This window comes from Stutzerimonas sp. CXK-1 (assembly GCF_057738225.1).
On record NZ_CM173217.1, the window covers coordinates 1,002,038 to 1,029,032 of the forward strand.

Below are 26,995 nucleotides of genomic sequence, written 5' to 3' on the forward strand. Positions count from 1 at the left end.
CCCCTGAGAGGCGCTCGGCAGCCGTGAGGATTTCCTATGAGCAGCAATGATCGCGTCATCATCTTCGACACCACCCTGCGCGACGGCGAGCAGAGCCCCGGCGCGTCCATGACCGGTGAGGAAAAGCTGCGCATCGCCCGGGCGCTGGAGCGGCTGAAGGTGGACGTGATCGAAGCGGGCTTCGCCATCGCCAGTCCCGGCGATTTCGCCGCGGTGAAGCTGGTTGCTGACAACATCAAGGACAGCACCGTGTGCAGCCTGGCGCGCGCCGTCGATGCCGACATCGAGCGTGCCGCCGAAGCACTGGCCGGCGCCAACTCTGGGCGCATCCACACCTTTATCGCCACCAGCCCGATCCACATGCAGTACAAGCTGCGCATGCAGCCGGACCAGGTGGTCGAGCAGGCAGTGCGCGCGGTGAAGAAGGCGCGCAGCCTGTGCGCCGACGTGGAGTTTTCCTGCGAGGATGCCGGACGCTCGGAGATCGACTTCCTCTGCCGCATCATCGAGGCTGCCATCGATGCCGGCGCGCGCACCATCAACATCCCGGACACCGTTGGCTACGCCATTCCGCACCAGTACGCCGACACCATCCGCCAGCTGCTCGAGCGCATCCCCAACGCCGACAAGGCGGTGTTCTCCGTGCATTGCCACAACGACCTGGGCCTGGCCGTGGCCAACTCCCTCGCGGCGGTGGTCGCCGGTGCGCGCCAGGTGGAATGCACCATCAACGGCCTCGGCGAGCGTGCCGGCAACGCCGCGCTGGAAGAGATCGTCATGGCGATCAAGACCCGCCAGGACCTGCTCGACGTACACACCCGCATCGAGACCGAGCACATTCTCGCGGCCTCGCGCCTTGTCTCGGGCATCACCGGCTTTCCGGTGCAGCCGAACAAGGCCATCGTCGGCGCCAACGCCTTTGCCCACGAGTCGGGCATCCACCAGGACGGCGTGCTCAAGCACCGCGAAACCTACGAGATCATGTCCGCCCAGTCGGTCGGCTGGAACGCCAACAAGATGGTCATGGGCAAGCATTCCGGCCGCGCCGCATTCCGTTCGCGTCTGGATGAACTCGGCATCGCACTGGAAGGCGAAGAGCTGAACGCTGCCTTTGCCCGCTTCAAGGAGCTGGCGGACAAGAAGCATGAAATCTTCGACGAAGACCTGCAGGCGCTGGTCTCCGACACCCTCGCCGACGAGGCGCCCGAGCACTTCAAGCTGAGCAGCCTGGAAGTCGCCAGCAAGACCGGCACCACCCCCGAAGCGAAACTGGTGCTCAGCGTCGATGGCGCGGAGCGCAGCGCCGAGGCCGAAGGTTCCGGCCCGGTGGACGCCACCTTCAAGGCCATCGAGGCCATCGCCGCCTCCGGTGCCACGCTGCAACTGTATTCGGTCAACGCCATCACCCAGGGCACCGATTCCCAGGGCGAGGTGACCGTGCGGCTGGAGAAGGGCGGGCGCATCGTCAATGGCAACGGTGCCGATACCGACATCGTCGTCGCCTCGGCCAAGGCTTATCTCAACGCGCTCAACCTGATGCAGGTCGGCGCCAAGGCGCATCCGCAGGTGGAAGGGGTTTGATCACCGAAACCCGGCGTCGGGCCTATCTCGACGCCATGCAGGTCGCTGTCTGGCTGCCGCGCACAGAACTGCCCTTCGCGGCGCCTTCGCGTGTCGAGCGGCTGCGTTTGCCTGCCGAGCCAGAGCCGGCGGTTGCGGAGCCGGAAATCGTCGAGCAGGTCAAGCCACTCGGGCCTCCGCCCGCCGCGCCGCAGCCGCCCCGCCCGCGCATCGCCATGCCCGAGCCGAAGCAGGCGGCGCCAGCGGTGGTGGCAGAGGTGGAAGCGAGTACGGTCGAGCCGGCCAAGGCCGTCGAGCCACCGCCACGCTTTGCCTTGCAGTTGCTGCGCGCCGGTAATGTGCTGCTGCTGATCGAACTGCCTACCGGCGAACCCTTTCAGAGCCGTGACCCGGCCTACATCCTGCTCAAGGACCTGCTGCGCGCGGCGCAACTGCCCGACAGCCCGCAGCAGGTCGGTGACGGTGAGCCGATCCGCTGGCCGCTGCTGCATCGTGGCAGCCTTGACCAGGGCGGGGCGGCCGCTCGCGACTACGTGCAGGGTGTGCTGATGGGCGAGCTCGAGCAGATGGGCTGTGACTGCATATGGCTCGTCGGGCTGCCGGCGTTGCGCTACGCCGGCGAGGTGGATGACACGGCCTTGTATCGTGAACTGGCGATCGAGGGGATCGGGCAGGCGCTGGCGCTGCCCGGGCTCGAACAGCTGATGGAAGAACCGGCGAGCAAGGCGCAGCTGTGGCGCGCCCTGCGCCGCAGCAAGGCGCGCTGGACGATAGGTGCTGGGCAGTCCCATGAGTGAAACCATCAATTTCCGCCCGATGACCGCGGCGGATCTCGACGCGGTGCTGAAAATCGAATACGCCGCCTTCAGCCATCCCTGGACCCGCGGCATCTTCACCGACGCGCTGAGCGCCTACGAGTGCTGGGTGATGTTCGAGGGCGAGCAGCAGGTCGGGCACGGTGTGATCAACGTGATCCTCGACGAGGCGCACCTGCTCAATATCACCGTCAAACCGCAAAGCCAGGGGCGCGGTCTGGGGCTGCGCCTGCTCGAGCACTTGATGGCGCGCGCCCAGGCGCGGGGCGGGCGCGAGTGCTTCCTTGAGGTGCGCGAGAGCAATGTCGCGGCCTATCGTCTTTACGAACGCTACGGTTTCAACGAGGTTGGCCGTCGGCGAGGCTATTACCCGGCGGCCGATGGGCGCGAAGACGCCCTGGTCATGGCCTGTACGCTGCTCGATTGATGGAGTGTTCCGCCCGGCGGACGGTGGCTCAGTCCGCTGACCCATGAGGCGGCGTTCCCCGGTGGGCTAAAGCCGACCCTACAACTGCCAGATAGTAGGGTGGATCACGCTTCACCGATCCACCGTGCTTCGGGGAAGGTGGATGTAAAAATCGACATCCACCCTACGCCCCCTGGACTGATTGCTGCGCGGCCCGAGACTGCGGTGCTTGGGCTGGAAACTAGCGGGCTCCACCTCTCGCGTTTCCCGATCTCAAGCTGTGGCCGGCCTCGTAGGTTGGATCACGCTTCACCGATCCACCGTGCTTCGGGGAAGGTGGATGTAAAAGCGACATCCACCCTACGACCAGACCCCACCCGGCGATCGGGCGCGGCAAGCGGCTCGGTCACTCGCCCGGACGCTTGTCGCGGCTGGAGTCAAGCGGGGCATCACCTTCGAGCTCATCATCCGAGAGCACCGAATCGTCTTCCTCGAGCACGCTGTCGTCGCTTTGCAGGACGGCACTACCGCCACTCAATCCCGTATCGGCATCGCCATCGGCCGGGCCGTCCCAGGGTTTGCCATCCAGCGGCTCGTAACGCGCCTGTTCGGCCTCGTCGAGGTCGACGTCGGCACCGATGCGGTGCTCGGACACTACACTCAGATCACGATCGGCCGGCTCGCTCGGGCCACGATCCTCCGGTGACCGCGCGCCATCCTCGGGAATCAGCGTCTCGGGGGCCAGGTCATCCAGGGTGGTATCGCCGTCGGGGACTTCGCCCTCGGTCATCCCGGCTTCGGCGACGCGCTCGGGCGGGTAGGTCTCTTCTGCTTCGCGTTCCGGCACCGGGTCGCCGATTCGTCCCTTGCGCTCGTCCTTGCGAGCGCTGAAGTCCAGGGGCGGTACCGAGCCCATGCGGTCTTCGGTGTCATCGATTTCGCGCGGTGTATAGGGCTTCTGCTCGCTCATGGAACACCTCCTGCAGGCAATTGCGGTGATGCAGTTGTGACCGGCGGGCACGGTTAAGATTCAGGCCTGCCGCCCTGTGGTCGCAGGCTTCGGTGAGCGCGGTGCAACAGCGCCAGAACCACAGCACGCAGACAGGAGTCGTAATGAACATGAACGAATCCTCTTGGCAGCTAGCGCAATGCCCCGAGCGTTGCGCCTTTTTCTTCGACGTCGACGGCACGCTTGCAGATATCCAGCCCCGTCCCGACGACGTATTCATCCCACCCCCAATACTGATTTCGCTGGCCGACCTGCATCGGCAGGGGGTGCCCGTCGCGGTGATCTCCGGGCGTCCGTTGGCCCAGCTTGACGGTCTGCTGTTTCCGCTGCGCCTGCCGGCTGCCGGCATTCATGGTGCCGAGCGGCGCAGCGCGGATGGCGCCATGGCCCAGGCGGCGCTGGATCTCGAGCTGATGGCGGAGATCGAGCAGGAGCTGGCTATCGCCTGCGCCGAACACCCCGGGTTGCGGCTGGAGAGCAAGGGCATCGCCTTTGCGCTGCACTATCGTGGTGCGCCTGAGCTGGGGCCTCAGGCCGAAGCACTGGCGGGCGACTTCGTGGCCCGTTATGGGCACGCCCTGACGCTGCAGCCGGGCAAGTGCGTGTACGAACTCAAGCCGCGCGGGGCGAGCAAGGGCGAGGTGATACGTGCATTCATGGACGAGGCGCCGTTTGCCGGCCGATTGCCCGTGTTCGTCGGCGATGACCTGACCGACGAGGCCGGCTTCGAGGCGGTCAACGAGCTGGGCGGCATCTCGATCAAGGTCGGCGAAGGCCCGACCTGCGCCCAGCTGCGCCTGCACGATGTCGCAGCGGTCGCCGCCTGGCTGCAGCGCCTGGTGACAGGCCTGCCCACGACGCCCCTCTTTCAACCGGAACAGAAGCGAGAAACGCAATGAGCCGTCTAGTTGTGGTGTCCAACCGCGTCGCGCCGATCCGCCCCGGCAAGGTAGCGGCCGGCGGATTGGCGGTCGGGGTCTACGATGCGTTGCGCCAGTCCGGCGGGATCTGGTTCGGCTGGAATGGCGACGTGAGCGCATCGCCCCGCGTGCAGAGTGAAACCGTCGGCAATATCACCTATGTGACCCTGGGCCTGACCAAGCGCGATTACGATCAGTACTACCGGGGCTTTTCCAATGCCACGCTGTGGCCGATCTTCCATTACCGCATCGACCTGGCGCGCTACAACCGCGAGGAATATGACGGCTATCGCCGGGTCAATGCGATGCTTGCCGAAAAGCTGAAGCCGCTGCTCGAGCCCGACGACATCATCTGGATCCACGACTACCACCTGATCCCCTTCGCCGAGGCCTGTCGGCAGCTGGGCATTCGCAACCGCATCGGCTTCTTTCTGCACATCCCGTTTCCACCGCCGGAAATTCTCACCGTCATCCCGCCGCACAACGAGTTGCTCAAGACGCTGTGCTACTACGACCTCATCGGCTTTCAGACCGAAACCGACCGGCTGGCATTCCAGGATTACGTCACGCGTGAGGTGCGCGGGCGGATCGAGGAGGACGGCAGCCTGACGGCGTACGGGCAGAACTTCCGGGCCGGGGTCTACCCGATCGGGGTGGTCCCGGACGAGATCGCGCAGCTGGCCGAGGGCTACAAGGGGCGAACGCATCCGATGCGGCGCGCCAGCGATCAGCGGCGCCAGACCATCGTCGCCGTCGATCGGCTCGACTATTCCAAGGGCCTGGTGGAACGTTTCAAGGCCTACGAGAGTTTTCTCGACAAGTACCCCGAGCACCGCAACAACGTGGAGTTCCTGCAGATCGCGCCGACTTCGCGCTCCGACGTGCGGACCTATCAGCACATTCGCGAACAGCTCGAATCGCAGGCCGGGCACCTCAACGGCCGTCTTTCCGATCTCGACTGGACACCGCTGCACTATCTGAACAAGAGCTACGACCGCCGGGTGCTGATGGGGCTGTTTCGCCAGGCCGATATCGGGTTCGTCACGCCGCTGCGCGACGGCATGAACCTGGTGGCCAAGGAGTACGTGGCGGCACAGAATCCGGAGGATCCCGGCGTGCTGGTGCTCTCACGCTTCGCCGGTGCGGCGCGCGAGCTGACCTCGGCGCTGATCGTCAATCCTTATGATTGCATCGGCATGGCCGAAGCGCTCGATCGGGCACTGCGCATGCCATTGGCCGAGCGCAAGGATCGTTATGAGCATATGATGTGCGCGATTCGCGCCGCCGATCTCGACGCCTGGCGCGACAACTTCCTGCGTGACCTGCGCTCGTTCGTCTCGAGACCGACGGGGCCGGGCAAGTAGACGCCTAGCCCTGAAGAGGTACGCCCCTGCTGTGCTTCGATGGCGCTCGGTAAAGTGACGCCAGGTAATTTGCCAGGGGGCGACGATGAACGACCTTGATCAGCTGTTGCAGAACAACCGGAGCTGGGCCGAAGCCATCAAGCAGGAGGATCCGGCCTTCTTCGAGAAACTCGTCGGGCAGCAGGTGCCCGAGTACTTGTGGATCGGTTGCTCCGATGCGCGAGTGCCGGCAAACGAAATCGTCGGCTTGTTGCCCGGTGAGCTGTTCGTACACCGTAACGTGGCCAACGTCGTGCTGCAGACCGATCTCAACTGCCTGTCGGTCATCCAGTATGCGGTGGACGTGCTGAAGGTGCGGCACATCCTGGTGACCGGCCATTACGGGTGCGGTGGTGTGCGTGCGGCCATGCGCGACGATCAGCTCGGCCTGATCGATGGCTGGCTGCGCGGCATTCGCGACCTGTATCACGACTATTACGAGGCCATCGCAGCGCTGCCGGACGAGGAGGCGAGGGTCGACCGGATGTGCGAACTCAACGTGATCCAGCAGGTCGCTAACGTCAGCCATACCAATATCGTCCAGAATGCCTGGCACCGCGGCCAACCGCTGTCGATTCACGGCTGTATCTATGGAATCAAGGATGGTTTGTGGAAAGACCTAGACGTCACCATCAGCAGCGCGGAACAACTGCCGACACAATACCGCCTGCAGCCGCGCAAACCGCTGTAGCCAACCGCAGTCAGGCCTGGGCGTTGCTCGGGCTGCTGGTGGCCGTGCTTTGCTGGAGCGGCAACGCGCTGGTCGCGCGCGCCTATCACGGCGAGATACCACCGTTGAGCCTGTCGTTCTGGCGCTGGATGCTCGCTGGCGCATTGTTGCTGCCCTTCGTCGCGCGCTCGATCCTGGCGCACCGGCGCACCCTGCGTGCCGCAGGCTGGCGACTGCCGGCGCTCGCCGCAGTGGGCATCGCCAGCTACAACTCGCTGCTCTATTCGGCGGCGCAGAGCACCGAGGCGATCAACCTCACGCTGGTCAACACCTGCCTGCCACTGGCCACCTTCATCGGCGCCGGCCTGCTGCTCGGCGAATGGCCGCTGCGCCGTGCCTGGGCCGGGATGGCCGTGGCGGCTGGCGGCCTTGTCTACCTCATCAGCCAGGGCAGCTGGAGCGCGCTCTCCAACCTCGATTTTCGCCGCGGCGACCTGTTGATGCTTGTCGCGGTAGTCGCCTGGGCGCTCTACACGCTGCTGCTGCGTCGCTGGGCAACGCGGCTCGCAGTGCCACCGCTGGTGCTGCTGGCCACGCTGATCTACATCGGCATTCCGCTGATCCTGCCGCTCTATCTCTACGAGCTCCATCAGGTAGGCGGATTCACCGCCACCCCGGCAAACCTCGCTGCCATCGCTTACACCGCCGTGTTCGCCTCGCTGGTCGCCTATCTCGCCTGGAACAATGGCGTCGCCCGCGTCGGTGCCGCTCGGGCGGCATTGGCCAGCTACCTGATGCCGGTTTTTACCGCACTGCTCGGCTGGCTGCTGCTCGGCGAGGCGCTGCGGCACTACCACTGGATCGGCGGCGGCCTGATCTTCGCCGGCCTGCTCATGGCCACCCGCCCGAACCTGCGCCAGCACAGCTAGAGCCAAGCCGGCGCTCGGCAGGTAAGCGGTTGAAAAGGATTAGAAATTTACGGGCGTGGGGTTGACAGCCAGGAGCCGCAGGAGAATAATGCGCGCCACTTGGCTACATAGCTCAGTCGGTTAGAGCGCAGCATTCATAATGCTGATGTCCCAGGTTCAAGTCCCGGTGTAGCCACCATATGTAAAAAGGGGTTAGCGAAAGCTAACCCCTTTTTCTTTTGCTCAACTGTTGTCTTTGCGCGCAGCGCTTGCCGGAGCGGGCCATAGGTCGAGTCTCACGGCTAGCGGTAAGCGCCTGCTCCCTCAACGGTCGACTTCCCGCTCCGTGTGCTCGAGTGCGGTACGGCAACGTTCTTCGGCGGTATCCAGTTCCAGTTGCATCTGGCGGATATCGAGCATTTGCTGCTCCAGCTGCCGGCGGCGCTCGGTGATCATCTCGAGCATGATGTTCAGCTGTTTCCTGTTACCGGCCTTGGGGTCGTAGAGCTCGATCAGGGTCTTGCATTCAGCTAGCGAAAAGCCGAGGCGCTTGCCGCGCAGGATCAGCTTGAGAGTGACGCGGTCTTTTGGCGAGTAGATGCGCTCCTGGCCGCGGCGGGTTGGCGAGAGCATGCCCTGTTCTTCGTAGAAGCGGATCGCCCGGGTAGTGATGTCCAGTTCCGCGGCGAGGTCGGAAATGCTGTAGGTCTGTGTCGACATCTGTTCGTCCGTTGGTAAGCCCGGCCGCCGCTATGCGCGGGCGGCCGGGAAGAGTGGCTTAGCGCTCGATGGCCAGCGCCACGCCCTGGCCGCCGCCGATGCAGAGGGTAGCCAGGCCCTTCTTCGCGTCGCGACGCTGCATCTCATGCAGCAGGGTGACCAGGATGCGGCAGCCCGAGGCGCCGATCGGGTGGCCGAGGGCAATGGCGCCGCCGTTGACGTTGACCTTTTCATCGTCCCAGCCCAGTTCCTTGCCCACCGACAATGCCTGCACGGCAAAGGCCTCGTTGGCTTCGATGAGATCCAGCTGGTCCAGCGTCCAGCCGGCCTTTTCCAGGCAGCGGCGGGTAGCCGAAACCGGGGCGATGCCCATGATCGCCGGGTCGACCCCAGCGTTGGCGTAGCCGGCGATGCGGGCCAGCACCGGCAATTTCAGCGCCTGCGCCTTGGCGGCACTCATCAGGATGACCGCGGCCGCACCGTCGTTGAGGCTCGAGGCATTGCCGGCGGTGACGCTGCCATCCTTCTTGAAGGCTGGCCGCAGTTTGGCCAGCGCCTCGGCGGTAGTGCCCGCGCGCGGCTGCTCGTCGCGGGTAAAGGCGACGGGTTCGCCCTTGCGCTGGGGAATCATCACCGGGGTGATTTCATCGGCGAAGCGGCCGGCTTCTAGCGCGGCGCTGGCGCGTTGTTGCGAGCGCGCGGCGAAGGCGTCCTGCTGCTCGCGGTCGATGTCGTACTTGGCTGCCAGATTCTCGGCGGTGACGCCCATGTGGTAGTCGTTGAAGGCGTCCCAGAGGCCGTCGGTGATCATGCTGTCGACCATCTGCGCATGGCCCATGCGCAGGCCCGTACGAGCCCCAGGCATGACGTAGGGGGCCAGGCTCATGTTCTCCATGCCGCCGGCGATGACGACTTCGGCGTCGCCGCAGCGAATCGCCTGGGCAGCCAGGTGCAGCGCCTTGAGCCCGGAGCCGCAGACCTTGTTGAGGGTCATTGCCGGCACGGCGTGTGGCAGGCCGGCATTGATCGCGGCCTGGCGGGCGGGGTTCTGCCCGGCGCCGGCAGTCAGCACCTGGCCAAGAATCACCTCATCGACCTCGGCCGGGTCGAGCCCGGTCTTCTCCAGCAGGCTGCGGATGACGGTCGCGCCCAGCTCGACGGCTGGGACGGTGGCCAGTGCGCCCTGGAAACTGCCGATGGCGGTGCGAGTTGCAGCTACGATGACGACGTCTTGCATGTGGGGCTCCAGATTCTTCCGGTGGTCGCCACGCCAGCCATGCGGGCTGGGCGGCGGTTGACTGGTTTATGCATGGCGGATGGAAACGGAAACGCAGTATAGGGACAGGAACATGACTGGCGAGTCCTGCCGCTAGGCGCTGGCACGCCGGGCGCGCGTCACGCGCGAGCCGTTGTCGCGGCCGAGTACGGCGCAGATGCGCTCGCCAGCGGCGATCAACGCGTCGAGGTCGATGCCGGTGTGGATGCCCAGGCCGTCCAGCAGGTAGAGCACATCCTCGCTGGCCACGTTGCCGCTGGCGCCCTTGGCGTACGGGCAGCCGCCAAGACCGGCCACCGAGCTGTCGAACACCTGGATGCCTTCCAGCAGGCTCGCGTAGACGTTCGCCAGCGCCTGGCCGTAGGTGTCGTGAAAGTGCCCGGCCAGCTTGTCGCGCGGGATGTCGCGGCCGACCACCTCGAACAGGGTACGGGTCTTGCCGGCGGTGCCGGTGCCGATGGTGTCGCCGAGAGAGACCTCGTAGCAGCCCATCTCGAACAGCTCGCTGGCCACCGTGGCGACCTGCTCCGGCGCCACTTCGCCCTCGTAGGGGCAGCCGAGCACGCAGGACACGTAGCCACGTACGCGCACGCCCTGCGCACGGGCGGCGTCCATCACCGGCACGAAGCGTTCGAGGCTCTCGGCGATCGAGCAGTTGATGTTCTTCTGCGAAAAGGCCTCGCTGGCGGCGGCGAACACCGCGACTTCCTTCACCCCGGCGAGCATGGCCGCCTCGAAGCCCTGCATGTTGGGGGTCAGCGCGGCGTAGGTAACGCCGGCCTTCTGCTGGATCTGCGCGAACACCTCGGCGGAGCCGGCCATCTGCGGTACCCACTTGGGCGAGACGAAGCTGCCGACCTCGACGTATTCGAGGCCGGCGGCGCTCAGGTCGTCGACCAGGCGCACCTTGTCGGCGACGCTGATCGGTTGTTTCTCGTTCTGCAGGCCGTCGCGCGGGCCGACTTCGACCAGGCGGACATGCTGGGGCAGGGCAATGGCGGTTGTGTTCATCTGTGGTTCCGTGTCGAGGTTCGGATTCTGTGGCGCGACGGTGATGGTCATGGTGGAAAATCGCTGCGCGAGTTTTCCACCCTACGGGGGACGGTGCCAGTGTCTGGTGGACAACGGCGCAGCCTTGCCCACCGGGCTCCCTATCTGCCTCAGGCGTCCTCCAGCTCCACCAGCGCAGTGCCTTCGCTGACCAGTTCGCCCTCGCTGCAGTACAGGCTCTTGACCACCCCGGCCTGGGGCGCACGGATGCTGTGCTCCATCTTCATCGCCTCCAGCACCACCAGGGCGGCGCCGGCCTCGACGTGCTGGCCCGCCTCGACCAGCACGCGGACGATGCTGCCGTTCATCGGCGCGGTCAGCCCGCCGTGGTGGGCGTGGCTGGCTTCGGCCTCGGCGATCGGGTCGACGCGCTGGACGCAGCGCAGTTCGCCATCCCATTCCAGATACAGGTTGTCGCCGCGGCGGATCGCCCAGTGCTGGCGGCGCAGCCCATCCTGCTCGACCACCAGCTGCTCGCCGGTCAGCTGCGCCTTCGGCGCACTGGCCGGGCGCAGGCGGACCATCTGCTGGGCCTCGCCACAACTCAGGGCCAGGTCGGTCTCGGCCGGCAGGCCGGCACGCCAGCCGGACTTGCTCTGCCACGGCGAGTGCGGGTCGTCGCCGCGCTCGCGCTCGGCCTCGCCTTGCACGAAGGCGCTGGCGGCCAGTTGCCAGAACGACTCCGGCAGCTCGCCCTGCGGCGGCAACAGCTCGCCCTGGTGGCGGGCGATGAAGCCGGTGTCCAGCTCGGCGTTGGCGAAGGCCGGATGAGCCAGCACGCGACGCAGGAAGGCCAGGTTGGTCTTCACCCCGCCGACGGCGGTCTCGGCGAGCATGGCCAAGAGGCGCTGGCGGGCCTGCTCGCGGTTCTCGCCCCAGGCGATCAGCTTGCCGAGCATCGGGTCGTAGAACGGCGACACGGTGTCGCCTTCGGCCACGCCGCTGTCGACGCGCCGGCCCGGGCCATCCGCGGCTTCACGGTAGAGATCGAGAGTGCCGGTGGCGGGGAGGAAATCGTTGTCCGGATCCTCGGCATACAGGCGCACCTCGATGGCGTGGCCGTTCAGCGGCACCTCGTCCTGGCTGATCGGCAGCGGTTCGCCGCGGGCGACGCGGATCTGCCAGGCGACCAGGTCGAGGCCGGTGATCGCCTCGGTGACCGGGTGCTCGACCTGCAGGCGGGTGTTCATCTCCATGAAGAAGAATTCGCCGCGCGCATCGAGGAGGAATTCCACGGTGCCGGCGCCGACGTAGCCGATGGCCTTGGCCGCCTTGACCGCCGCCTCGCCCATGGCGTGGCGCAGTTCCGCCGACAGGCCGGGGGCCGGGGCCTCCTCGACCACCTTCTGGTGGCGGCGCTGGATCGAGCAGTCGCGCTCGTTGAGGTACAGGCAGTTGCCGTGCCCGTCGGCGAACACCTGGATCTCCACGTGGCGCGGCTTGAGCACGTACTTCTCGACCAGCATGCGCGCGTCGCCGAAGGCGGCCTGGGCCTCGCGCTGCGCGGAGGCCAGTGCCTCGCCCAGCTCGCTCTCGCGCTCGACCACCTTCATGCCCTTGCCGCCGCCACCGGCGGCCGCCTTGAGCAGTACCGGGTAGCCGATCACCTCGGCGGCGGCGCGGAAGGTCTCGTAGTCCTGGGACTCGCCGTGGTAGCCGGGCACCAGCGGCACGCCAGCGGTTTCCATCAGCGCCTTGGCCGCCGACTTGCTGCCCATGGCGTCGATGGCGCTGGCCGGCGGGCCGAGGAAGATCAGCCCGGCCGCATCACAGGCGCGGGCGAAACCGGCGTTCTCGGAGAGGAAGCCATAGCCGGGGTGGATGGCCTGGGCGCCGCTGGCCTTGGCCGCTTCGATCAGCTTGTCGACCAGCAGGTAGCTGTCGGCCGGCTTGGCGCCACCGAGGTCGACGCGGATGTCGGCCTCGCGGGCGTGGCGTGCTTCGGCGTCGATGGCGCTGTGCACGGCCACGGTGGTCAGGCCCAGGACCTTGGCGGTGCGCATCACCCGGCAGGCGATCTCGCCGCGGTTGGCCACCAGCAGGGTGTCGATGTGTCGGCTCATGCTTGCTTCTCCTGCCAGGCGGGGCTGCGTTTCTCGAGGAAGGCGCGCAGGCCTTCCTGGCCTTCCTGGCTGACGCGCAGGCGGGCAATGGCGCTTTCGGTGTAGCGACGCAGGTCCGGGCCGAGGGTCCCGCTGCCGACTTCCTCGAGCAGGTCCTTGGTCGCCTTCATCGCCTGCGGGCTGTTCAACTGCAGGTTGGCGATCCATTGCTCGACGGCGGCGTCCAGCTCGGCGGCCGGGTAGGTTTCGGCGAGCAGGCCCAGCTCGCGGGCGCGCAAGCCGTCGAAGCGTTCTGCGGACAGGGCATAGCGGCGCGCGGCGCGCTCGCCGATGGCCTGGACCACGAACGGACTGATCACCGCCGGAGCCAGGCCGATGCGCACCTCGGACAGCGAGAACAGCGCGTCCTCGGCGCCGATGGCGATGTCGCAGCAGGCGGCCAGGCCCACCGCGCCGCCGAAGGCGGCGCCCTGTACCACGGCCAGGGTCGGCAGGGGCAGGTGGTAGAGGTTGTACATCAGCTCGCCCAGTTCGTGGGCGTCGGCCAGGTTGGCGTCGTAGTCCAGCTCGGCGGCCTCGCGCATCCAGGCCAGGTCGGCGCCGGCGGAGAAGTGCCGGCCGCGGCCGCGCAGGATGAGGAAGCGCAGCTCGGGCCGGTCCTTGACCTGGTCGAGGGCCTGGATCAGCTCCCTGATCATCGCGCCGTTGAAGGCGTTGTTCTTGTCGGCGCGGTCCAGCCACAGGGTGGCGAAGCCGCGCGCATCTAATTCGAGTCGTACTGTCTGGAAATCGGTCATCTGCTGCTTCCTGTAGGAGCGCGCTTGCTCGCGATCATCCGGCCTCGCGGCCTGCCCGGGATCGCCAGCAAGCTGGCTCCTACAGGCAGGCGCTGGGTGCCGGTCGCGCAGGGCTTACATCCGGAACACGCCGAACGGGGTCGGCTCGATCGGGGCGTTCAGGCTGGCCGACAGGGCCAGGGCGAGTACCTCACGAGTCTGCGCCGGGTCGATCACGCCGTCATCCCACAGCCGCGCGCTGGAATAGTAGGGGTGGCCCTGGCGCTCGTACTGCTCGAGGATCGGCTGGCGGATGGCTTCCTCCTCCTCGGCGGAGAAGGTCTTGCCGCTGCGCTCGGCCTGCTCGCGCTTGACCTGGGTGAGCACGCCGGCGGCCTGGGCCGCGCCCATGACGCCGATCCGCGCGTTCGGCCACATCCACAGGAAGCGCGGATCGTAGGCACGGCCGCACATGCCGTAGTTGCCGGCGCCGAAGCTGCCGCCGATGATCACGGTGAACTTCGGCACCCTGGCGCAGGCCACCGCGGTGACCAGCTTGGCGCCGTGCTTGGCGATGCCGCCGGCCTCGTACTTCTGGCCGACCATGAAGCCGGTGATGTTCTGCAGGAACAGCAGCGGGATGCCGCGCTGGCAGGCCAGCTCGATGAAGTGCGCGCCCTTCTGCGCCGCTTCGGCGAAGAGGATGCCGTTGTTGGCGAGGACGGCCACCGGATAGCCGTGCAGGCGGGCGAAGCCGCACACCAGGGTGGTGCCGAACAGTGCCTTGAACTCGTCGAACTCGCTGCCGTCGACCAGCCGCGCGATCACCTCGCGCACGTCGAACGGCTGCTTGGCGTCGGCCGGGATCACCCCGTACAGCTCCTCGCTGGCGTACAGCGGCGCGCGCGGCGCGGCGCTCTCCACCCGGCCCTGCTTGCGCCAGTTGAGGTTGGCCACGCAGCGGCGGGCGATGGCCAGGGCATGGGCGTCATTCTCGGCGTAGTGATCGGCCACCCCACTGGTCTTGCAGTGCACGTCGGCGCCGCCCAGCTCCTCGGCGGTGACCACCTCGCCGGTGGCGGCCTTCACCAGCGGCGGGCCGGCGAGGAAGATGGTGGCCTGGTTGCGCACCATGATGGTCTCGTCGGCCATGGCCGGCACGTAGGCGCCGCCGGCGGTGCACGAGCCCATCACCACGGCGATCTGCGGGATGCCCTGGGCGCTCATGTTGGCCTGGTTGAAGAAGATGCGGCCGAAGTGTTCGCGGTCGGGGAACACCTCGTCCTGGCGCGGCAGGTTGGCGCCGCCGGAGTCGACCAGGTAGATGCACGGCAGGCGATTCTGCTGGGCGATGGTCTGGGCGCGGATGTGCTTCTTCACCGTCAGCGGATAGTAGCTGCCGCCCTTCACGGTGGCGTCGTTGCCGATGATCATGCACTCGACGCCCTCGACGCGGCCGATGCCGGCGACCACGCCGGCGGCCGGAACGTCCTCGCCGTAGACCTCGTGGGCGGCCAGGGCCGAGACCTCGAGAAAGGCCGAGCCCGGGTCGAGCAGGGCATTGATACGCTCGCGCACCAGGAGCTTGCCGCGCGCGGTGTGTCGCTGCTGGGCGATAGCGCCGCCGCCCTCGCTGATGCGCCCGAGCAGGGCGCGCAGGTCGTTCACCTGTTCGAGCATGGCCGCGCTGTTGGCGGCGAACTCCGGCGAACGGGTATTGAGCTGGGTATGCAGGATGGCCATGGACGGGCTCCCGTAGGGTGGAAATCCGCGAAGCGGTTTTCCGCCTGTTCGTATTGAGGTGGAAAAGGCCGGCGGCCGTTTTCCACCCTACGCCTGGATGCGCTCAGCGCGACTCGTTAAACAGCTCACGGCCGATCAGCATGCGGCGGATCTCGCTGGTGCCGGCGCCGATCTCGTAGAGCTTGGCGTCGCGCAGCAGGCGGCCGGTGGGGAATTCGTTGATGTAGCCGTTGCCGCCGAGGATCTGGATCGCCTGCAGGGCCATCTGGGTGGCGTTCTCGGCGGTGTAGAGGATCACCCCGGCGGCGTCCTTGCGGGTGGTCTCGCCACGGTCGCAGGCCTGGGCGACGGCGTAGAGATAGGCGCGGCTGGCGTTGAGCTGGGTATACATGTCGGCGACCTTGCCCTGGATGAACTGGAACTCGCCGATGCTCTGGCCGAACTGCTTGCGGTCGTGGATGTAGGGCACCACCACGTCCAGGCAGGCCTGCATGATGCCGGTCGGGCCACCGGCGAGGACCACGCGCTCGTAGTCGAGGCCGCTCATCAGCACGCGCACGCCGCCGTTGAGCTGACCCAGCACGTTCTCCTCCGGCACCTCGACGTCGTCGAAGAACAGCTCGCAGGTGTTGGAGCCGCGCATGCCGAGCTTGTCGAACTTGTTGCCGCGGGAGAAACCTTTCCAGTCGCGCTCGACGATGAACGCGGTGATGCCGTGCGGGCCCTTGTCCAGGTCGGTCTTGGCGTAGATCACGTAGGTGTTGGCGTCCGGGCCGTTGGTGATCCAGGTCTTGCTGCCGTTGAGCACGTAGCGGTCGCCGCGCTTCTCGGCGCGCAGCTTCATGGAGACCACGTCGGAGCCGGCGTTCGGCTCGCTCATCGCCAGCGCGCCAACGTGCTCGCCGCTGATCAGCCTGGGCAGGTACTTCTGCTTCTGCGCCTCGCTGCCGTTGCGGTTGATCTGGTTGACGCACAGGTTCGAGTGGGCGCCGTAGGACAGCGCCACCGAGGCCGAGGCCCGGCTGATCTCCTCCATGGCCACCACGTGGGCCAGGTAGCCCAGGCCTGCACCGCCATACTCCTCCGGCACGGTGACGCCGAGCAGGCCCATCTCGCCGAACTTCTTCCACATGTCCATCGGGAAGCTGTTGGTGGCGTCGATTTCGGCGGCTCGGGGCGCCAGCTCGGCGTCCACGAAGGCGCGCACCTGGTCGCGAAGCATGTCGATGGTTTCGCCAAGGGCGAAGTTGAGGCTGGAGTAGGGCATGGGGCGTACTCTGTCTTGTAGTTGTTGTCATGAGTGGTCGCACCGGGTTCGAGGATTCATGCGGCGCTCGTCGGATGACCTTTACGTTAACGTAATGCTGCTTCCGGCGACTGTCAAACCCTTCGGCTGGCCGGTAATCTGCGTGCCGCCGAGGCGACGAACACCTGGCGTTGCTGTTCGTCCAATCTCGAGCTTGCTGAGTATTCCTGGCGCCGCGAGGAGCGGCGCTCATTCAAAAGAGGTCGTGACGTCCCATGCCCCGAATCGGCTTTGCCTGTCAGTACCGCCATCCGCAGCAGAGCGAGTCGCTCAAGGAGCTCGAGCGCATCGAGCGGACCTTCAACCCGCGCACGACCACCCTGCGCTGGATGGCCTCGGTTGGCCGTGAGGCGGCCGAACAGCGGCTGCTGGAGATCGTCGAGCACAACCTGGCGGCGCAGCGCCTGTTGCTCGACTATGTCGCCACGCTACCGGAGGCGTTGCGCATGCTGCGCCTGTCCAGTGACCTCTTGCCGTTCTACAGCCATGAGCAGGTAGCGGGCTTCTATCGCCGGCCCGAAATCCAGGATCGCCTGATTGCCGGCTTCGCGACGATCGGCGAAGCCGCGCGTGCTGCCGGTATCCGCCTGTCCATGCATCCGGGGCAGTACTGCGTGCTCGGCTCGGACCGCCCCGAGGTGGTGGCCAACAGCCTGGCCGAGTTCGAATACCACGCCGACATGATTCGCATGATGGGCTTTGGCCAGCGCTTCCAGGACTTCAAGTGCAACATCCACATCGCCGGCAAACTGGGGGCCGAAGGCATCCGCAGCGTCTGGCCGAAGCTGTCGGAGGTGGCGCGCAACTGCATCACCTTCGAGAACGACGAAAAGACCTACGGCCTCGATGACTGCCTGGGCCTGGCTGACCTGGCTCCGGTGGTCCTCGACATCCATCACTGCTGGATTCATGAGGAGCGCTATATCGACCCCGAGGATGTGCGCGTGGCGCAGGTGATCGACAGCTGGCGCGGCGAGCGACCCACCATGCACTACTCTCAGCCGCCCGAATCGCTCATGGCGCTGGGCTTCGCCGCCGACCGCCCGCTACAGATTCCCGAGCTGCTGACGCAAGTGAACAAGCGCGACCTCTATGCACACAGCAAGCGCATGTGGAATGAGTGCAGCAACCGTTATGCGCTGGCTTTTCTCGATCGCTTCGACATCATGTTCGAGGCCAAGGACAAGAACCTGGCGGCGCTGGAATTCCACCAGCGCTATCTGCCGCCGGCGTGATGCCTCCACAAACGCGAAGGCCCCGGCGTTTCGAGCGCGCGGGGCCTTGGCGAAGCGGGCAGGGGATCAGACGTTAAACAAAAAGTCTGGCCGAAAAGCATTTGTAGAAGCGGCATTCACATTGTTTTCTCTCATCTTGTAGTCACTTCTATATACACTTTGGCCGTTGCTACCCGGAGCGAGGTCTGCGTATCGGTTGCCTGTGCTGCATCGCCGCTTTCGGATTTTTTGCTGCAAAAATTCCCTTCTGAGAATCCGTGACCATGATTGGCCCGCCGTCTGAAACTGCCTGCATTCAATCGAAATGCAGGGGTGATGACGATGAAGATTTTACGCAAGAAGGCTGTCTGCGAGAAGCTGGGCGAAATCAATGAAGTGACGCTTTGGCGCATCTCCCGCGCTGATCCGACATTCCCGGTATCCATCCAGATCAACAAGCGTGTCGTCGGCTGGCTTGAGCACGAGATTGATGCGTGGCTCGAACAAAAGGCCGCTGCCGCCCGCGCCGCCAGCAACAACGCTGTCTATCCCTGATCGCCGCGATCCCGCAGGCCAAGGGTCAGGATTCGACGATGCGCAGCATGGGCAGCTTGCTGGACACTGGCTTAGCAGAAGGCACGCCCAAGCGCGATCCGCTGGCGTGGATCAAGCAGAAAGCTGCCGAAGTGACGAAGCAGGCGGAGCAGCACGACGCCGCCCAAGCACTGACTCCGCGGGTGCGCCACCTGATTGATGAAGCCGTGGAGCTGGAGATCGAGCAGGCCCGCAGCGCAGGCGCTACAGGCTACATCGCGCACTTTCTGGCGCAGGCCACGCTCCCCCATACAGACCCCAAGAGCAACTACTTTGAACGCGGCACAGGCAAGCTGACCCTCTCCATCACAGCCAACCCCAAACATGGCGTGCCCTATGGCGGTCTGCCGCGCCTGCTGTTGGCGTGGATGTGTACCGAGGCCGTCCGCACAGGCAGTCCGGAGCTATCGCTGGGGCGCTCGCAGGCGGAATTTCTGGAAAAGCTCGACCTGTACAACGATGGCCGGTACATCGCCAGAGTGCGTGACCAGAGCTTGCGGCTAGTCCGCTCGCTGATCTCCGTCAGCGGCGCGGACGGGGATGCGCTGGGTATCGAAAACATCCTGATCGCCAAACGGGCATTTCTCTTCTGGAACGCCCGCGACACTGAGCAGCCCGCACTGTGGGACAGCTCAATCACCCTCAGTACGGACTTCTTCGAGAGCCTGACCCATGCTCCGGTGCCGATCAGAATGGAGGCGCTTCAAGCGCTCAAGAAGTCGCCGCTGGCGATGGACATCTACACGTGGCTGGTTTACCGCATGTTCAGTTTGAATGTGGCGACAACCAAGGGCGGCAAGCGGCTTGCTCAGGTGCCTTGGGCTGGCCTGATGATGCAGTTCGGCTCTGGCTATGCGAATACTCCCAAGGGGCTGGCTAACTTCAGGACGAATTTCCGCCTCCGGCTAAATGAAGCGCTGCTGTTCTATCCCGAGGCTCGGAACCACATCGAGGAAACGAAAGACCACCTGATCCTCACCCCCGCCCGTCTGCACATCACGGCGACCAAGAAGAAGGGATAAGCCTGTGGGTTCTCCAGGTTGTCCACGTGACATCACTAGCAAGGCTGGAAACCCTTGCCAGAACTGGCTTTGACGGCTTTTCTGCAAGTTGTCCACGTGACATCGCTAGTCATCAGTACGTGACATCACTAGCCGTTTTACGTGACATCGCTAGTCAAGATCGACGTGTGAGATCGCCTGTAAGCCCCGCTGGGACAGGGATTCAGCGAGGAGGAGAGGTCGCCCCTAGTAGTTCTGCTTTTAGGTTTTTCTAGTATTTATAAATACCTAGTAGCTACCGCCCTGCGGCTGTGGGCAATCCTTCGCTCCCGCTGGTCGCTGCGCGTCCGCCCGTGGATAACGGCAAGCCGTTACCCACCGGCCTCCTTGCGGCTACTCGTCATTCAAAGAATGACAGGCGCTACTCGGCATCGGGTGTTTTCAATATGCCTCCGGCGGCCCTGCCGGGGGCCACTCGCCGCCGTGAGGCTCGGGGAGCAGGGGTGGCGGGCTGCGCCCTTCGTCCCTGCCCCCACTCGCACAGGCTGTTCGCTGCGGTTCAGCATCAAGGGGCCGTGTCCTCGCCCTTCGGGCTGCGGGCCGCACCAACCCCTTGACCCTGCCCCTTCGCTGGAATCCCACCAGAAGTGCCCAGAATAGCCCGATATGGCGCATTCTCGGTGAAAACTATATCTACCCTGCTGCCTGCAACAAAAAACGCGCCGCGAGCCGCTCCGGCTGCTTTCCAGTAGAGCCAGTTGGCAAGGCGGGGATGGCGCGGCCTTCCCAGCCTTGTCGGCTGGCCGACAACGAGCGCAGCGAGGCGTCAGCAAGTAGCCCATCCAGCATTTGAAAAATGCGAGTAGCCCCAGCAAGGGAGCCGGTGGGCATACCTGCGTACCCGCCAGCGGCGGGGCGTCCACAGCCTTGCGCTGTGGGCGGGCAGGTTGTCCACGGGCGGACGCGCAGCGACCGGAGGGAGCGAAGGCTGTTTCCTCTCGGCTTTCCTTTGTTGTTACGTTATCATAACGTAACACGTTACGATGTTACGATGAGAAGGAGGCAGCCATGCAGCAGGTCGTCACTCAACAGGCGGTGGATGCCGCCGCTGATGCCATCATCGCCGCAGGCGGCAAGCCCACCTTCCGGCTAATCCAGCAGCGCGTCGGCGGGTCATTCACCACGCTCAAGCCGATGCTGGCCGACTGGGAGGTTCGGCGCGAGAAAGGCGAAGAGGCTGCGGTAGAAGTGCCGGACGCTCTGCTGGCACGCGGGGCAGACCTCGTGCGCAGTATCTACGCCGAGGTTGCCCAGCAGGCGCGGGTGGAATCCGAGGCGGTGCGCAAGGACGCCGAGGCCCGCGTCAGCACAATGAAGACTGAACTGGCCGAGGCAACCGAGGAAATCGCCCGGCTGGAGACGCAGGACGCCGCCCGCGCCGATGAGCTTTCCTCGCTGCGTGAGGCGAACCGGGCGCTGGAATTGAAGGTTAGCCGCCTTGAAGAGCGTGCCGAACACTCAATGCGCATGGAGGCCGAACTACGGGAAGCTCGTGCTGCTCTGGCCAAAGCCGAGCAGCAGGTGATCGACCTGCAAGGGCAGCTTGCCAAGGCTGGCGATGTTCAGCGGCAGCTTGCCAGCCTCGAAGAGCGGCTGGCAGAGGCTGGCGTTGCGCCGAAGGGTGTCAGGAAAAACAGGAGCGAGTGATGCCGACCGCCGCCGAATATCAGAAACTGGCCGACGAGCTTCGGCAGCTTGGTGCGGTGTTCACTCAGGCAATCAATCTGGGCGATCAGGAACTTGCATTGTGGGCAGCCGGGGCGCTGTCGAATGCTGCCGCCCAGCCAGCCTGGTGGGCGCGTGAGGCTGCCGAAAACGAAGCGGCGGCTGTTGCCGCCGCAGCCATTGTGAAAGCCCGGCAGGGGTAGGCTTACTGCTCCTCCATCACCTCCTGCTCGATCCGCATCTGGAGCATCGAGATGTACGCCAGCAGCGTGATTTTCTCGACGAGATCAAATCGGTCGCAGTAGATGACCAGTTCCTCACGGCGGTATTCCCGCTGTCGCCGGTAACTGGAAGGAATCAGCACGATCCGAGGTTCTGGCCGGCGTTTTCGAGGAGCGAACGGCAGCAGCTCCAAGATCACGCCTGGGCACGAGCGCATAGCCTGGACAAACCTCTGCCGTTCTTCCTTCTCCATGCAGAGACGTTCCATTACTTCAGGGTGCAGAAACACAAACATGCTACCTCCTTCCTCCGCTATTGGATGCCGCACGACATGTCGCCGCGCTACGCCCACTCACGTGCTGCGGCACTCCGCCCGCGCCTTCGCCTGCCGGTTTTCGCGGCAGCAGGGCGCAGGTGGCGGGGCGGTCAGGTAGCTCTTCGCATTCCAGCGTTACTTGCTGCATCGGGGTGGCCACAGGTGCTGCAGGCTCGTTGTCAAGCAGGGGGACGGGCATCTGGGCGCAGACGATGCCGAAAAACGCGACCGCAGCAATTGCGGGGAGGTGTTTTCTACCTATGGGCATGATGGCTTCCGCTCCTGATGATGGTGTTATGTGATGCTCGGACACGGGCAGGCTTCGTTCTTGATGGCTGCGTGGCCTGCCGGTCTAGCCACAAGTCAACCAATTCGGCGATAACCTGATCGTGCTCGCGCAACCACGACACGTGCAGCACGAGATAGCTGTCAGCGGTTTTCGTTTTCATAGGTGGGCCTTATGAGGCATCGGAACAGGAGCCAGACCAGCGGCGTCAGGTAGAGGATTGGAACCGCGATAGCGAGCACCACGGGCGCGACCAGATCATGCAGCGCCGGGTCATCCAGTTGGCGGTACTGGTAGGCGAAGGCGACCACGGACGCGATGACGCACAGCGCCCACGTAACACGCTCACGGCCAAGATGCAGCAGGGCATTACGCAGGAAAGCGGCCATCACTGCACCCCCCGTACCCACAGCATTTCCCGAACGTAGCGCCCGAACGCGCCCGGTACAAACAGGGTGCCCGTGCGCACCTGCCACGCCCGATAGCTCCAGCGGATTGCATGGACGGAGAACGGCAGGCACAGACTAAGCACGCTCAGGACAACCATCACCGGGGCACCCATCGCCAACTGCCATGCGAACATGAGGAAAACCAGCGCGGCCACCGTCCAATAAGCACGCGACTTGAGCAGGTGGCTACGGATCAGCTTGCCGCGCTCCTGATCCTGCAGGAATGCCAGACGCTGCTTGCCGCGCAGTTCCAGACGGGCGGAGACGATGCGGGCGATTTCCTGCGGATCGTGCGGGGCGAACACGCGAAAGCCGCAGTGTGCAGAGCACTCCCAGCCATACAGCGCCTGTTCGTCGGGCTGCGCATCGGCGGGCAGGTGCATGACACCGCGCCCGCACTCGGGGCATTGAGGGTGGCGCAGCGTGCGCCACAGGTCGCGGATATAGCCGTTGTTGGCCTTGAGTTGTCGCCAGCCGAGCATCGACAGCGGCATATCGACAAAGGTAAAGCGGGCTGCGCGTTTCGCGCCGTTGATGATCTTCATGCGGGTTTCCTCCGATTCTTGGCTTTCTTGGCACGGGCCAGCACGGCGTCTGCCACTGCGAGCAGGACGGCCAGCACGGCAGCGTCGGGAATCAGGTTTTGGGTGTCGGTCAGCATGGGCGGCTCCTCATGGCGTGGGGTTGTTGTCGCGGTCTGCCGCCTTCTTGGCGTGGGCAATCACCTGATCCCACCACCCTTGCAACTGGTCAGCAGTCGTGCGAGCGCGGGAGCGGACAACGCCGTTTTCCTGCGGCATCGAGTCAATCCAGCCCTTGCCGTGCATGTACTCAGCACGCTTGGCGAAATCGAGCATCATCCGGGTGCGCATGTCCTGCGGCGCGTGCTCCAGCACGCCCATTGCGCTATCGAGTGCGCAGAGCAGCGAATAGAAAGCGTTGTGCCATTTCTTGGTCTGCTGCCCGGCGTGGCGCACCTGTTCCAGCAGGTCATCGCGGGCGCGGATGGCCTCGTCACGTTCGGCGGTCAGCCGATCAACGAGCGGTTCCCATTTCTCGTCAATCTGCTTTTGCCACCGGGCGGCAGTGTCGTTTTGGCCGTCCACATAACCTGCCTCGTGGCCTTGCTCATATCCATGGCGCAGGCCGATGACGTGACCGGTCGCCTCCGCGTTGTAGTCGTATTGGCCGTTCATGCCGGTTGTCCTCCCTGTTCTGTGCCGTGGTTGATGACGCTGGAACCGTCAGCAGTCGGCGGGGTGTAGCTGTAGCGGCTGTCATACTCGGTATTGATGGCCCCGGAGCCGTTGTCATCGTCGGCAGAAAATCCGCTGATAACGCCCGCGCTGCCAAGGGCCAGCACGGTATCGGTGCCCTTGTCGGCGCTGCTCTTGCTGCGCGGCGCGGTGTCCTTCACTTCGGTGAACTCCGCGTCGGTAATGTCATTGCTGGCCCAGCGGCTGCCGACAACGCCTTGCGATCCCGTATTGACCGAACTGGACGCGGCGCTGCTGCTGCGAGCCGGGCCGCTGGCCGTTGCGGTGCTGGTCGATGCGGACGGCTTGCCGGTGTCGTGCTGGGGTGCAACGCCTTGGCTGTTGGCATTCAGCAGGCGCGGATGGTTGCCGCCGCCGCTGCGGCCACCACCGCCGCCCGTGGGACCGCTCGGGTCATTGAGGCTGCCCGCGTTGCCGGGGTCGCCGTTCAGGCGGTGAGATTTGCCGTCACTGCTTCCCGGCCTCGGCCCTGCGCCGCCTTTCACGGCGCTGGGGCCGTACATTGCTGCGTTACTACGCATCTGTTCGGTCGCTTGGCTTTCGCCCATGCTGCTGATGCCCGCGCCGATCCAGCGCAGAACGGTATCCGGCAGACTCTGCGACAACCCGAAAACCATGTACATGACCGGCAGCAGGACGAAGCCATAGACGATCAACCAGTTTTTCCACTGCAAGAACTCGACGAACCACCCGAGGCTTTCGTCGCTGGTCACGTTGGCGTTGTACATGGCCCAAAAGGCTTTGCTGATGTAGCCGATGACCGGGTTTGCCACCATCATTGCCGCGAACAGGCCAATGATGATGAGAGCAGGGCGCACGAACAGGGACAGCAGCAGCAGATAGCCCTGCGTCTGGCTGCCAACAAAGGTGCGATCCGGGGTCATGTGCATGACCGCCCACAGGGGTGCGGCGATGATCGACTGGAGCACGGCCAGAATCCAGCCAACCACGGCCACCATGAAGATGGTGTAAGGCAGGGACGGCAGGAACACGCCGAAATAAAAGGAGAGCCGCCCGAGCCACGTTGTGACCTCAGCAAGCGGCGTCAGGAAGTTATAGACCACCCAATTCAGCAGGGTATCGGCAAGCGGCGTGGCATCAACGCTGGTGCCCATGAAGGACACGCTGCCCACGGCAGCCGCCGCCGCTTTGACGCCAGACAGCGAGGTATGCACGAGCTTATCGACGGCAAATCCGGTGCTCTGCATGAGCGCCAGAACGTCGCCCGTGGTCTTGATCCGGGCGATTGCATCCACGTCGCCATCGGTGCCGATCATGGCCGAGGTGACGCGCTCCATGCCCCAGCCAACAAAGCCGCTCATGAGGCTATCGCCACGACTGCCCAGCGTGTCGATGGACAAATCTTCCATGCTGGTCGGCACCAGTGCGGCCTTGAAATCGGCGGCCCGTGGTGTCGTTGGTTTGGCGTAGCTGGCACCCGATAGCGACTTGCTAATGATGGTGTTGTAAATCGTGGTGTAGCTGGACTGTGCAAGCTGCGCGTGCGGCCCTTGCGGCAGCGTGTTGAGGTTCGGCGCGGTGGCCTGCGCGACGTTCTCCGCGTAGATGCGGCCCATTTCCTGCCGGATGCCCGACAGGCGCTGATAGAACCCCCCAGCCATTGCCCAGCCGTCCGCCGTGATGTCATTCACGTACTGCTGCATGATCGTTGTCAGGGTGCTATCCGCCGCGATCTGTGCGGTCAGGCTGGCCGTCAGGGTGCTTTGCGCCTGATTCACAATCTGATTGAAACGGTCGCTCTGGACGCTCTCCCAGCCCGGATCATTGATCGTGGCGGGCCATTGAGCCACCCACGCCTCAATGTCGGTCATGACCTTGTTGATAGCCGTGGCCTTGGCGTTTAGCGCCGCAACGCGGATGGCGCTCATCGCTGCCGCGTTGTCCTGAATCTTGGCCGGGTCAAAAACGCTCGCCTTTGCTGCCGTGGTTTCGGCGGCAATGGCGACGGGTGCGCTGTAGTTGTAAACCTTCACGCTGCCGCACAACGGCACGGCCCCGCCCAGGTTCGTTGTGGCGTTGCGATCCCGTGCCAGATAGATCAGCGCCTTTTTGCCGTCGCCTTCTGCAATGGTCTGGTCCGGTGCGCTGGCCGCGCTGATGTTCGGCGTGCCGCCGCCGAAATCCGCGAACGAGGCATTCACGGTGCGCTTGCACCATGCCACGGCCAGATATTCCTGCGCGAACTGCCGCACGTCATATAGCGGATAGTTCGGGTTTGGCTTTGCTCCACTGCCCAAGCCCATCTGGGCGCTTACGCTGGTTGCTGCGCCGCTGATGATGCCGGTCTGAATGCCGATGTTGAACAGCTGTTTGCAAAGCCCACACCCCACAGGCCGAACATCAAAACAATCAACTGGATGAAGCTAAAGCCACTTGTGCTGGGCAGCAGCACCGACCCCCCGGCCACGATCCGAACCGGCGTCCAGAGGGACGACCAGTTGCGGCCCATCGCTTCGCCTTCGCTGGCCGTCTGCGTCACACCCATGACGGCGACGTAAGACACGATCAGCGAGGCCACGACCAGCAGGCCGCTATTGAACACCGACATGATGGACGCGATGACAGACACGCTGGCGTCTATCGTGTCCGGGTCTGCGCCTTGGGTCAGCTTCTCGATGACCGGCCCGAAAATCCATTGCAAGACGCCTACCGAAACGTCTGTGCATGGCCCTGATGGATCGCATGGCGAAAACGGCATTGAAGGATCGGTGGCGGCCATCTAGTGTGCTCCTTCCTGATAGCGGGAATTCTGGATGGGCGTGGCTGCCGCATCGAAATCGCTCTCGTCGTCATCGTCGTCATCCGTGGGCTTGCGCCGCTTGCGAGCGGCTGCACGCTCAGTCAGCACCTCATCACCTCGTCGCTTGTATTTCTCGAATACCGCGCTGGGCCAAGTGCCATCGCGGTCGCGCTGTTCCGCAGCTTCGAGCATGAGACCGAGCACGAAGCCGGGGTCGGCTTCCAGCAGTCCGGCAATCTGCGCCAGGCCGCCCACCGCATACTTGCGCTGGTTGATGTAGGTTCGCCTTGCGGCCTTCTGCGCCCGGCGCTGAGCCTCCTTCAACTCTTCAAGCCGCTTTTTCTGTCGCGCCACCGTGGCTGCCAGAGCAGCTATTTCCCGCTCACGCTGCTCTGCCAGTTCGCTGGCCGGGCGGCGTCCCCGTCCTCGCTTCTGTTCCTCTTCCTGCTGCACGTTCGTTCTGCTCCATGTGGCATGTCTCAGGCCGAACTATCAGTTAGCAAT

27 protein-coding genes and 1 tRNA gene are annotated in these 26,995 nt (G+C 64.9%); 13 read left to right on the top strand and 15 right to left on the bottom strand.

Annotated elements, in window-relative coordinates; genetic code table 11:
- Positions 1-36 precede the first annotated feature (36 nt).
- The 3 genes from AC0KXH_RS04740 to rimI are packed head-to-tail and all read left to right on the top strand — an operon-like array spanning position 37 to position 2,823.
- On the top strand, positions 37-1,581 hold the full coding sequence (locus AC0KXH_RS04740) for a 2-isopropylmalate synthase (protein WP_488224246.1): 1,545 nt from the start codon (positions 37-39) through the stop codon (positions 1,579-1,581).
- The gene (locus AC0KXH_RS04745; protein WP_488224247.1) at positions 1,578-2,378 is read left to right on the top strand and encodes an energy transducer TonB; all 801 of its coding nucleotides are present in this window, start codon (positions 1,578-1,580) and stop codon (positions 2,376-2,378) included. Before AC0KXH_RS04740 ends, AC0KXH_RS04745 begins: the two co-directional genes overlap by 4 nt.
- Positions 2,371-2,823: a ribosomal protein S18-alanine N-acetyltransferase gene (gene rimI / locus AC0KXH_RS04750; RefSeq protein ID WP_043218846.1), complete on the top strand. Its 453-nt coding sequence runs from the start codon at positions 2,371-2,373 to the stop codon at positions 2,821-2,823. The genes AC0KXH_RS04745 and rimI overlap by 8 nt, the downstream gene beginning before the upstream one ends.
- 385 nt (positions 2,824-3,208) lie before the next feature.
- Here rimI and AC0KXH_RS04755 read toward each other — a convergent pair whose 3' ends face one another.
- Complete coding sequence (locus AC0KXH_RS04755; protein WP_043218847.1) at positions 3,209-3,772, bottom strand: hypothetical protein; 564 nt, start codon at positions 3,770-3,772, stop codon at positions 3,209-3,211.
- A gap of 149 nt (positions 3,773-3,921) precedes the next feature.
- Between AC0KXH_RS04755 and otsB the strand changes: the two genes are divergently transcribed.
- From otsB to AC0KXH_RS04780, 5 genes are all read left to right on the top strand, one after another.
- A complete protein-coding gene (gene otsB, locus AC0KXH_RS04760) occupies positions 3,922-4,710 on the top strand; it encodes a trehalose-phosphatase (protein ID WP_237146445.1) in 789 nt (262 codons plus the stop codon).
- Complete coding sequence (otsA, locus tag AC0KXH_RS04765) at positions 4,707-6,095, top strand: alpha,alpha-trehalose-phosphate synthase (UDP-forming) (protein ID WP_043218848.1); 1,389 nt, start codon at positions 4,707-4,709, stop codon at positions 6,093-6,095. The genes otsB and otsA overlap by 4 nt, the downstream gene beginning before the upstream one ends.
- Positions 6,096-6,180: 85 nt before the next feature.
- Positions 6,181-6,825: a carbonate dehydratase gene (can, locus tag AC0KXH_RS04770; RefSeq protein WP_488224248.1), complete on the top strand. Its 645-nt coding sequence runs from the start codon at positions 6,181-6,183 to the stop codon at positions 6,823-6,825.
- A 23-nt stretch (positions 6,826-6,848) separates the two neighbouring features.
- Complete coding sequence (locus AC0KXH_RS04775; protein ID WP_488224249.1) at positions 6,849-7,733, top strand: DMT family transporter; 885 nt, start codon at positions 6,849-6,851, stop codon at positions 7,731-7,733.
- Between the two features lie 101 nt (positions 7,734-7,834).
- Positions 7,835-7,911, top strand: a tRNA-Met gene (locus AC0KXH_RS04780).
- A gap of 125 nt (positions 7,912-8,036) precedes the next feature.
- Here AC0KXH_RS04780 and AC0KXH_RS04785 read toward each other — a convergent pair.
- From AC0KXH_RS04785 to AC0KXH_RS04815, 7 genes are all read right to left on the bottom strand, one after another.
- Complete coding sequence (locus AC0KXH_RS04785; RefSeq protein ID WP_488224250.1) at positions 8,037-8,432, bottom strand: MerR family transcriptional regulator; 396 nt, start codon at positions 8,430-8,432, stop codon at positions 8,037-8,039.
- A 58-nt stretch (positions 8,433-8,490) separates the two neighbouring features.
- On the bottom strand, positions 8,491-9,669 hold the full coding sequence (locus AC0KXH_RS04790) for an acetyl-CoA C-acetyltransferase (protein WP_224109510.1): 1,179 nt from the start codon (positions 9,667-9,669) through the stop codon (positions 8,491-8,493).
- Positions 9,670-9,801: 132 nt separating this feature from the next.
- A complete protein-coding gene (locus AC0KXH_RS04795; RefSeq protein ID WP_488224590.1) occupies positions 9,802-10,704 on the bottom strand; it encodes a hydroxymethylglutaryl-CoA lyase in 903 nt (300 codons plus the stop codon).
- 164 nt (positions 10,705-10,868) lie between these two features.
- Positions 10,869-12,821 (bottom strand): acetyl/propionyl/methylcrotonyl-CoA carboxylase subunit alpha, encoded by a 1,953-nt coding sequence (locus AC0KXH_RS04800; protein ID WP_488224251.1) that lies wholly within the window; start codon positions 12,819-12,821, stop codon positions 10,869-10,871.
- On the bottom strand, positions 12,818-13,618 hold the full coding sequence (locus AC0KXH_RS04805) for a gamma-carboxygeranoyl-CoA hydratase (RefSeq protein ID WP_041107503.1): 801 nt from the start codon (positions 13,616-13,618) through the stop codon (positions 12,818-12,820). The genes AC0KXH_RS04800 and AC0KXH_RS04805 overlap by 4 nt, the downstream gene beginning before the upstream one ends.
- 114 nt (positions 13,619-13,732) lie before the next feature.
- The gene (locus tag AC0KXH_RS04810) at positions 13,733-15,340 is read right to left on the bottom strand and encodes a carboxyl transferase domain-containing protein (protein WP_488224252.1); all 1,608 of its coding nucleotides are present in this window, start codon (positions 15,338-15,340) and stop codon (positions 13,733-13,735) included.
- A gap of 103 nt (positions 15,341-15,443) precedes the next feature.
- Entirely contained in the window at positions 15,444-16,607 is a 1,164-nt protein-coding gene (locus AC0KXH_RS04815) for an isovaleryl-CoA dehydrogenase (RefSeq protein ID WP_488224253.1), read from the bottom strand.
- A 254-nt stretch (positions 16,608-16,861) separates the two neighbouring features.
- Between AC0KXH_RS04815 and AC0KXH_RS04820 the strand changes: the two genes are divergently transcribed.
- The 5 genes from AC0KXH_RS04820 to AC0KXH_RS04840 all read left to right on the top strand — a co-directional run bounded on the left by AC0KXH_RS04820 (position 16,862) and on the right by AC0KXH_RS04840 (position 21,383).
- Positions 16,862-17,881 carry an apurinic/apyrimidinic endonuclease family protein gene (locus tag AC0KXH_RS04820; protein ID WP_404718252.1) on the top strand — a complete coding sequence of 340 codons (1,020 nt, stop codon included), beginning with the start codon at positions 16,862-16,864 and terminating at the stop codon, positions 17,879-17,881.
- 315 nt (positions 17,882-18,196) lie between these two features.
- A complete protein-coding gene (locus AC0KXH_RS04825; protein WP_232092874.1) occupies positions 18,197-18,415 on the top strand; it encodes a helix-turn-helix transcriptional regulator in 219 nt (72 codons plus the stop codon).
- Positions 18,355-19,476 carry a replication protein RepA gene (locus AC0KXH_RS04830; protein ID WP_488224254.1) on the top strand — a complete coding sequence of 374 codons (1,122 nt, stop codon included), beginning with the start codon at positions 18,355-18,357 and terminating at the stop codon, positions 19,474-19,476. The genes AC0KXH_RS04825 and AC0KXH_RS04830 overlap by 61 nt, the downstream gene beginning before the upstream one ends.
- Before the next feature lie 1,047 nt (positions 19,477-20,523).
- The gene (locus AC0KXH_RS04835; RefSeq protein WP_488224255.1) at positions 20,524-21,162 is read left to right on the top strand and encodes a DNA-binding protein; all 639 of its coding nucleotides are present in this window, start codon (positions 20,524-20,526) and stop codon (positions 21,160-21,162) included.
- Positions 21,162-21,383, top strand: a complete 222-nt coding sequence (locus tag AC0KXH_RS04840; protein WP_116804236.1) for a hypothetical protein — start codon at positions 21,162-21,164, stop codon at positions 21,381-21,383. Before AC0KXH_RS04835 ends, AC0KXH_RS04840 begins: the two co-directional genes overlap by 1 nt.
- Positions 21,384-21,385: 2 nt before the next feature.
- Here the strand turns inward: AC0KXH_RS04840 and AC0KXH_RS04845 are convergent, their stop codons facing one another.
- From AC0KXH_RS04845 to traD, 7 genes are all read right to left on the bottom strand, one after another.
- Positions 21,386-21,697: a hypothetical protein gene (locus AC0KXH_RS04845; RefSeq protein WP_488224256.1), complete on the bottom strand. Its 312-nt coding sequence runs from the start codon at positions 21,695-21,697 to the stop codon at positions 21,386-21,388.
- Between the two features lie 450 nt (positions 21,698-22,147).
- The gene (locus AC0KXH_RS04850; RefSeq protein WP_488224257.1) at positions 22,148-22,393 is read right to left on the bottom strand and encodes a hypothetical protein; all 246 of its coding nucleotides are present in this window, start codon (positions 22,391-22,393) and stop codon (positions 22,148-22,150) included.
- Positions 22,393-22,998 carry a hypothetical protein gene (locus AC0KXH_RS04855; protein WP_154717543.1) on the bottom strand — a complete coding sequence of 202 codons (606 nt, stop codon included), beginning with the start codon at positions 22,996-22,998 and terminating at the stop codon, positions 22,393-22,395. Before AC0KXH_RS04855 ends, AC0KXH_RS04850 begins: the two co-directional genes overlap by 1 nt.
- Positions 22,999-23,124: 126 nt before the next feature.
- Positions 23,125-23,649, bottom strand: a complete 525-nt coding sequence (locus AC0KXH_RS04860; protein ID WP_488224258.1) for a hypothetical protein — start codon at positions 23,647-23,649, stop codon at positions 23,125-23,127.
- Positions 23,646-26,081, bottom strand: a complete 2,436-nt coding sequence (locus AC0KXH_RS04865) for a DotA/TraY family protein (protein WP_488224259.1) — start codon at positions 26,079-26,081, stop codon at positions 23,646-23,648. Before AC0KXH_RS04865 ends, AC0KXH_RS04860 begins: the two co-directional genes overlap by 4 nt.
- On the bottom strand, positions 26,003-26,470 hold the full coding sequence (locus tag AC0KXH_RS04870; protein ID WP_488224260.1) for a DotA/TraY family protein: 468 nt from the start codon (positions 26,468-26,470) through the stop codon (positions 26,003-26,005). The genes AC0KXH_RS04865 and AC0KXH_RS04870 overlap by 79 nt, the downstream gene beginning before the upstream one ends.
- The gene (gene traD / locus AC0KXH_RS04875; RefSeq protein WP_488224261.1) at positions 26,471-26,944 is read right to left on the bottom strand and encodes a conjugal transfer protein TraD; all 474 of its coding nucleotides are present in this window, start codon (positions 26,942-26,944) and stop codon (positions 26,471-26,473) included.
- Positions 26,945-26,995: the final 51 nt, after the last annotated feature.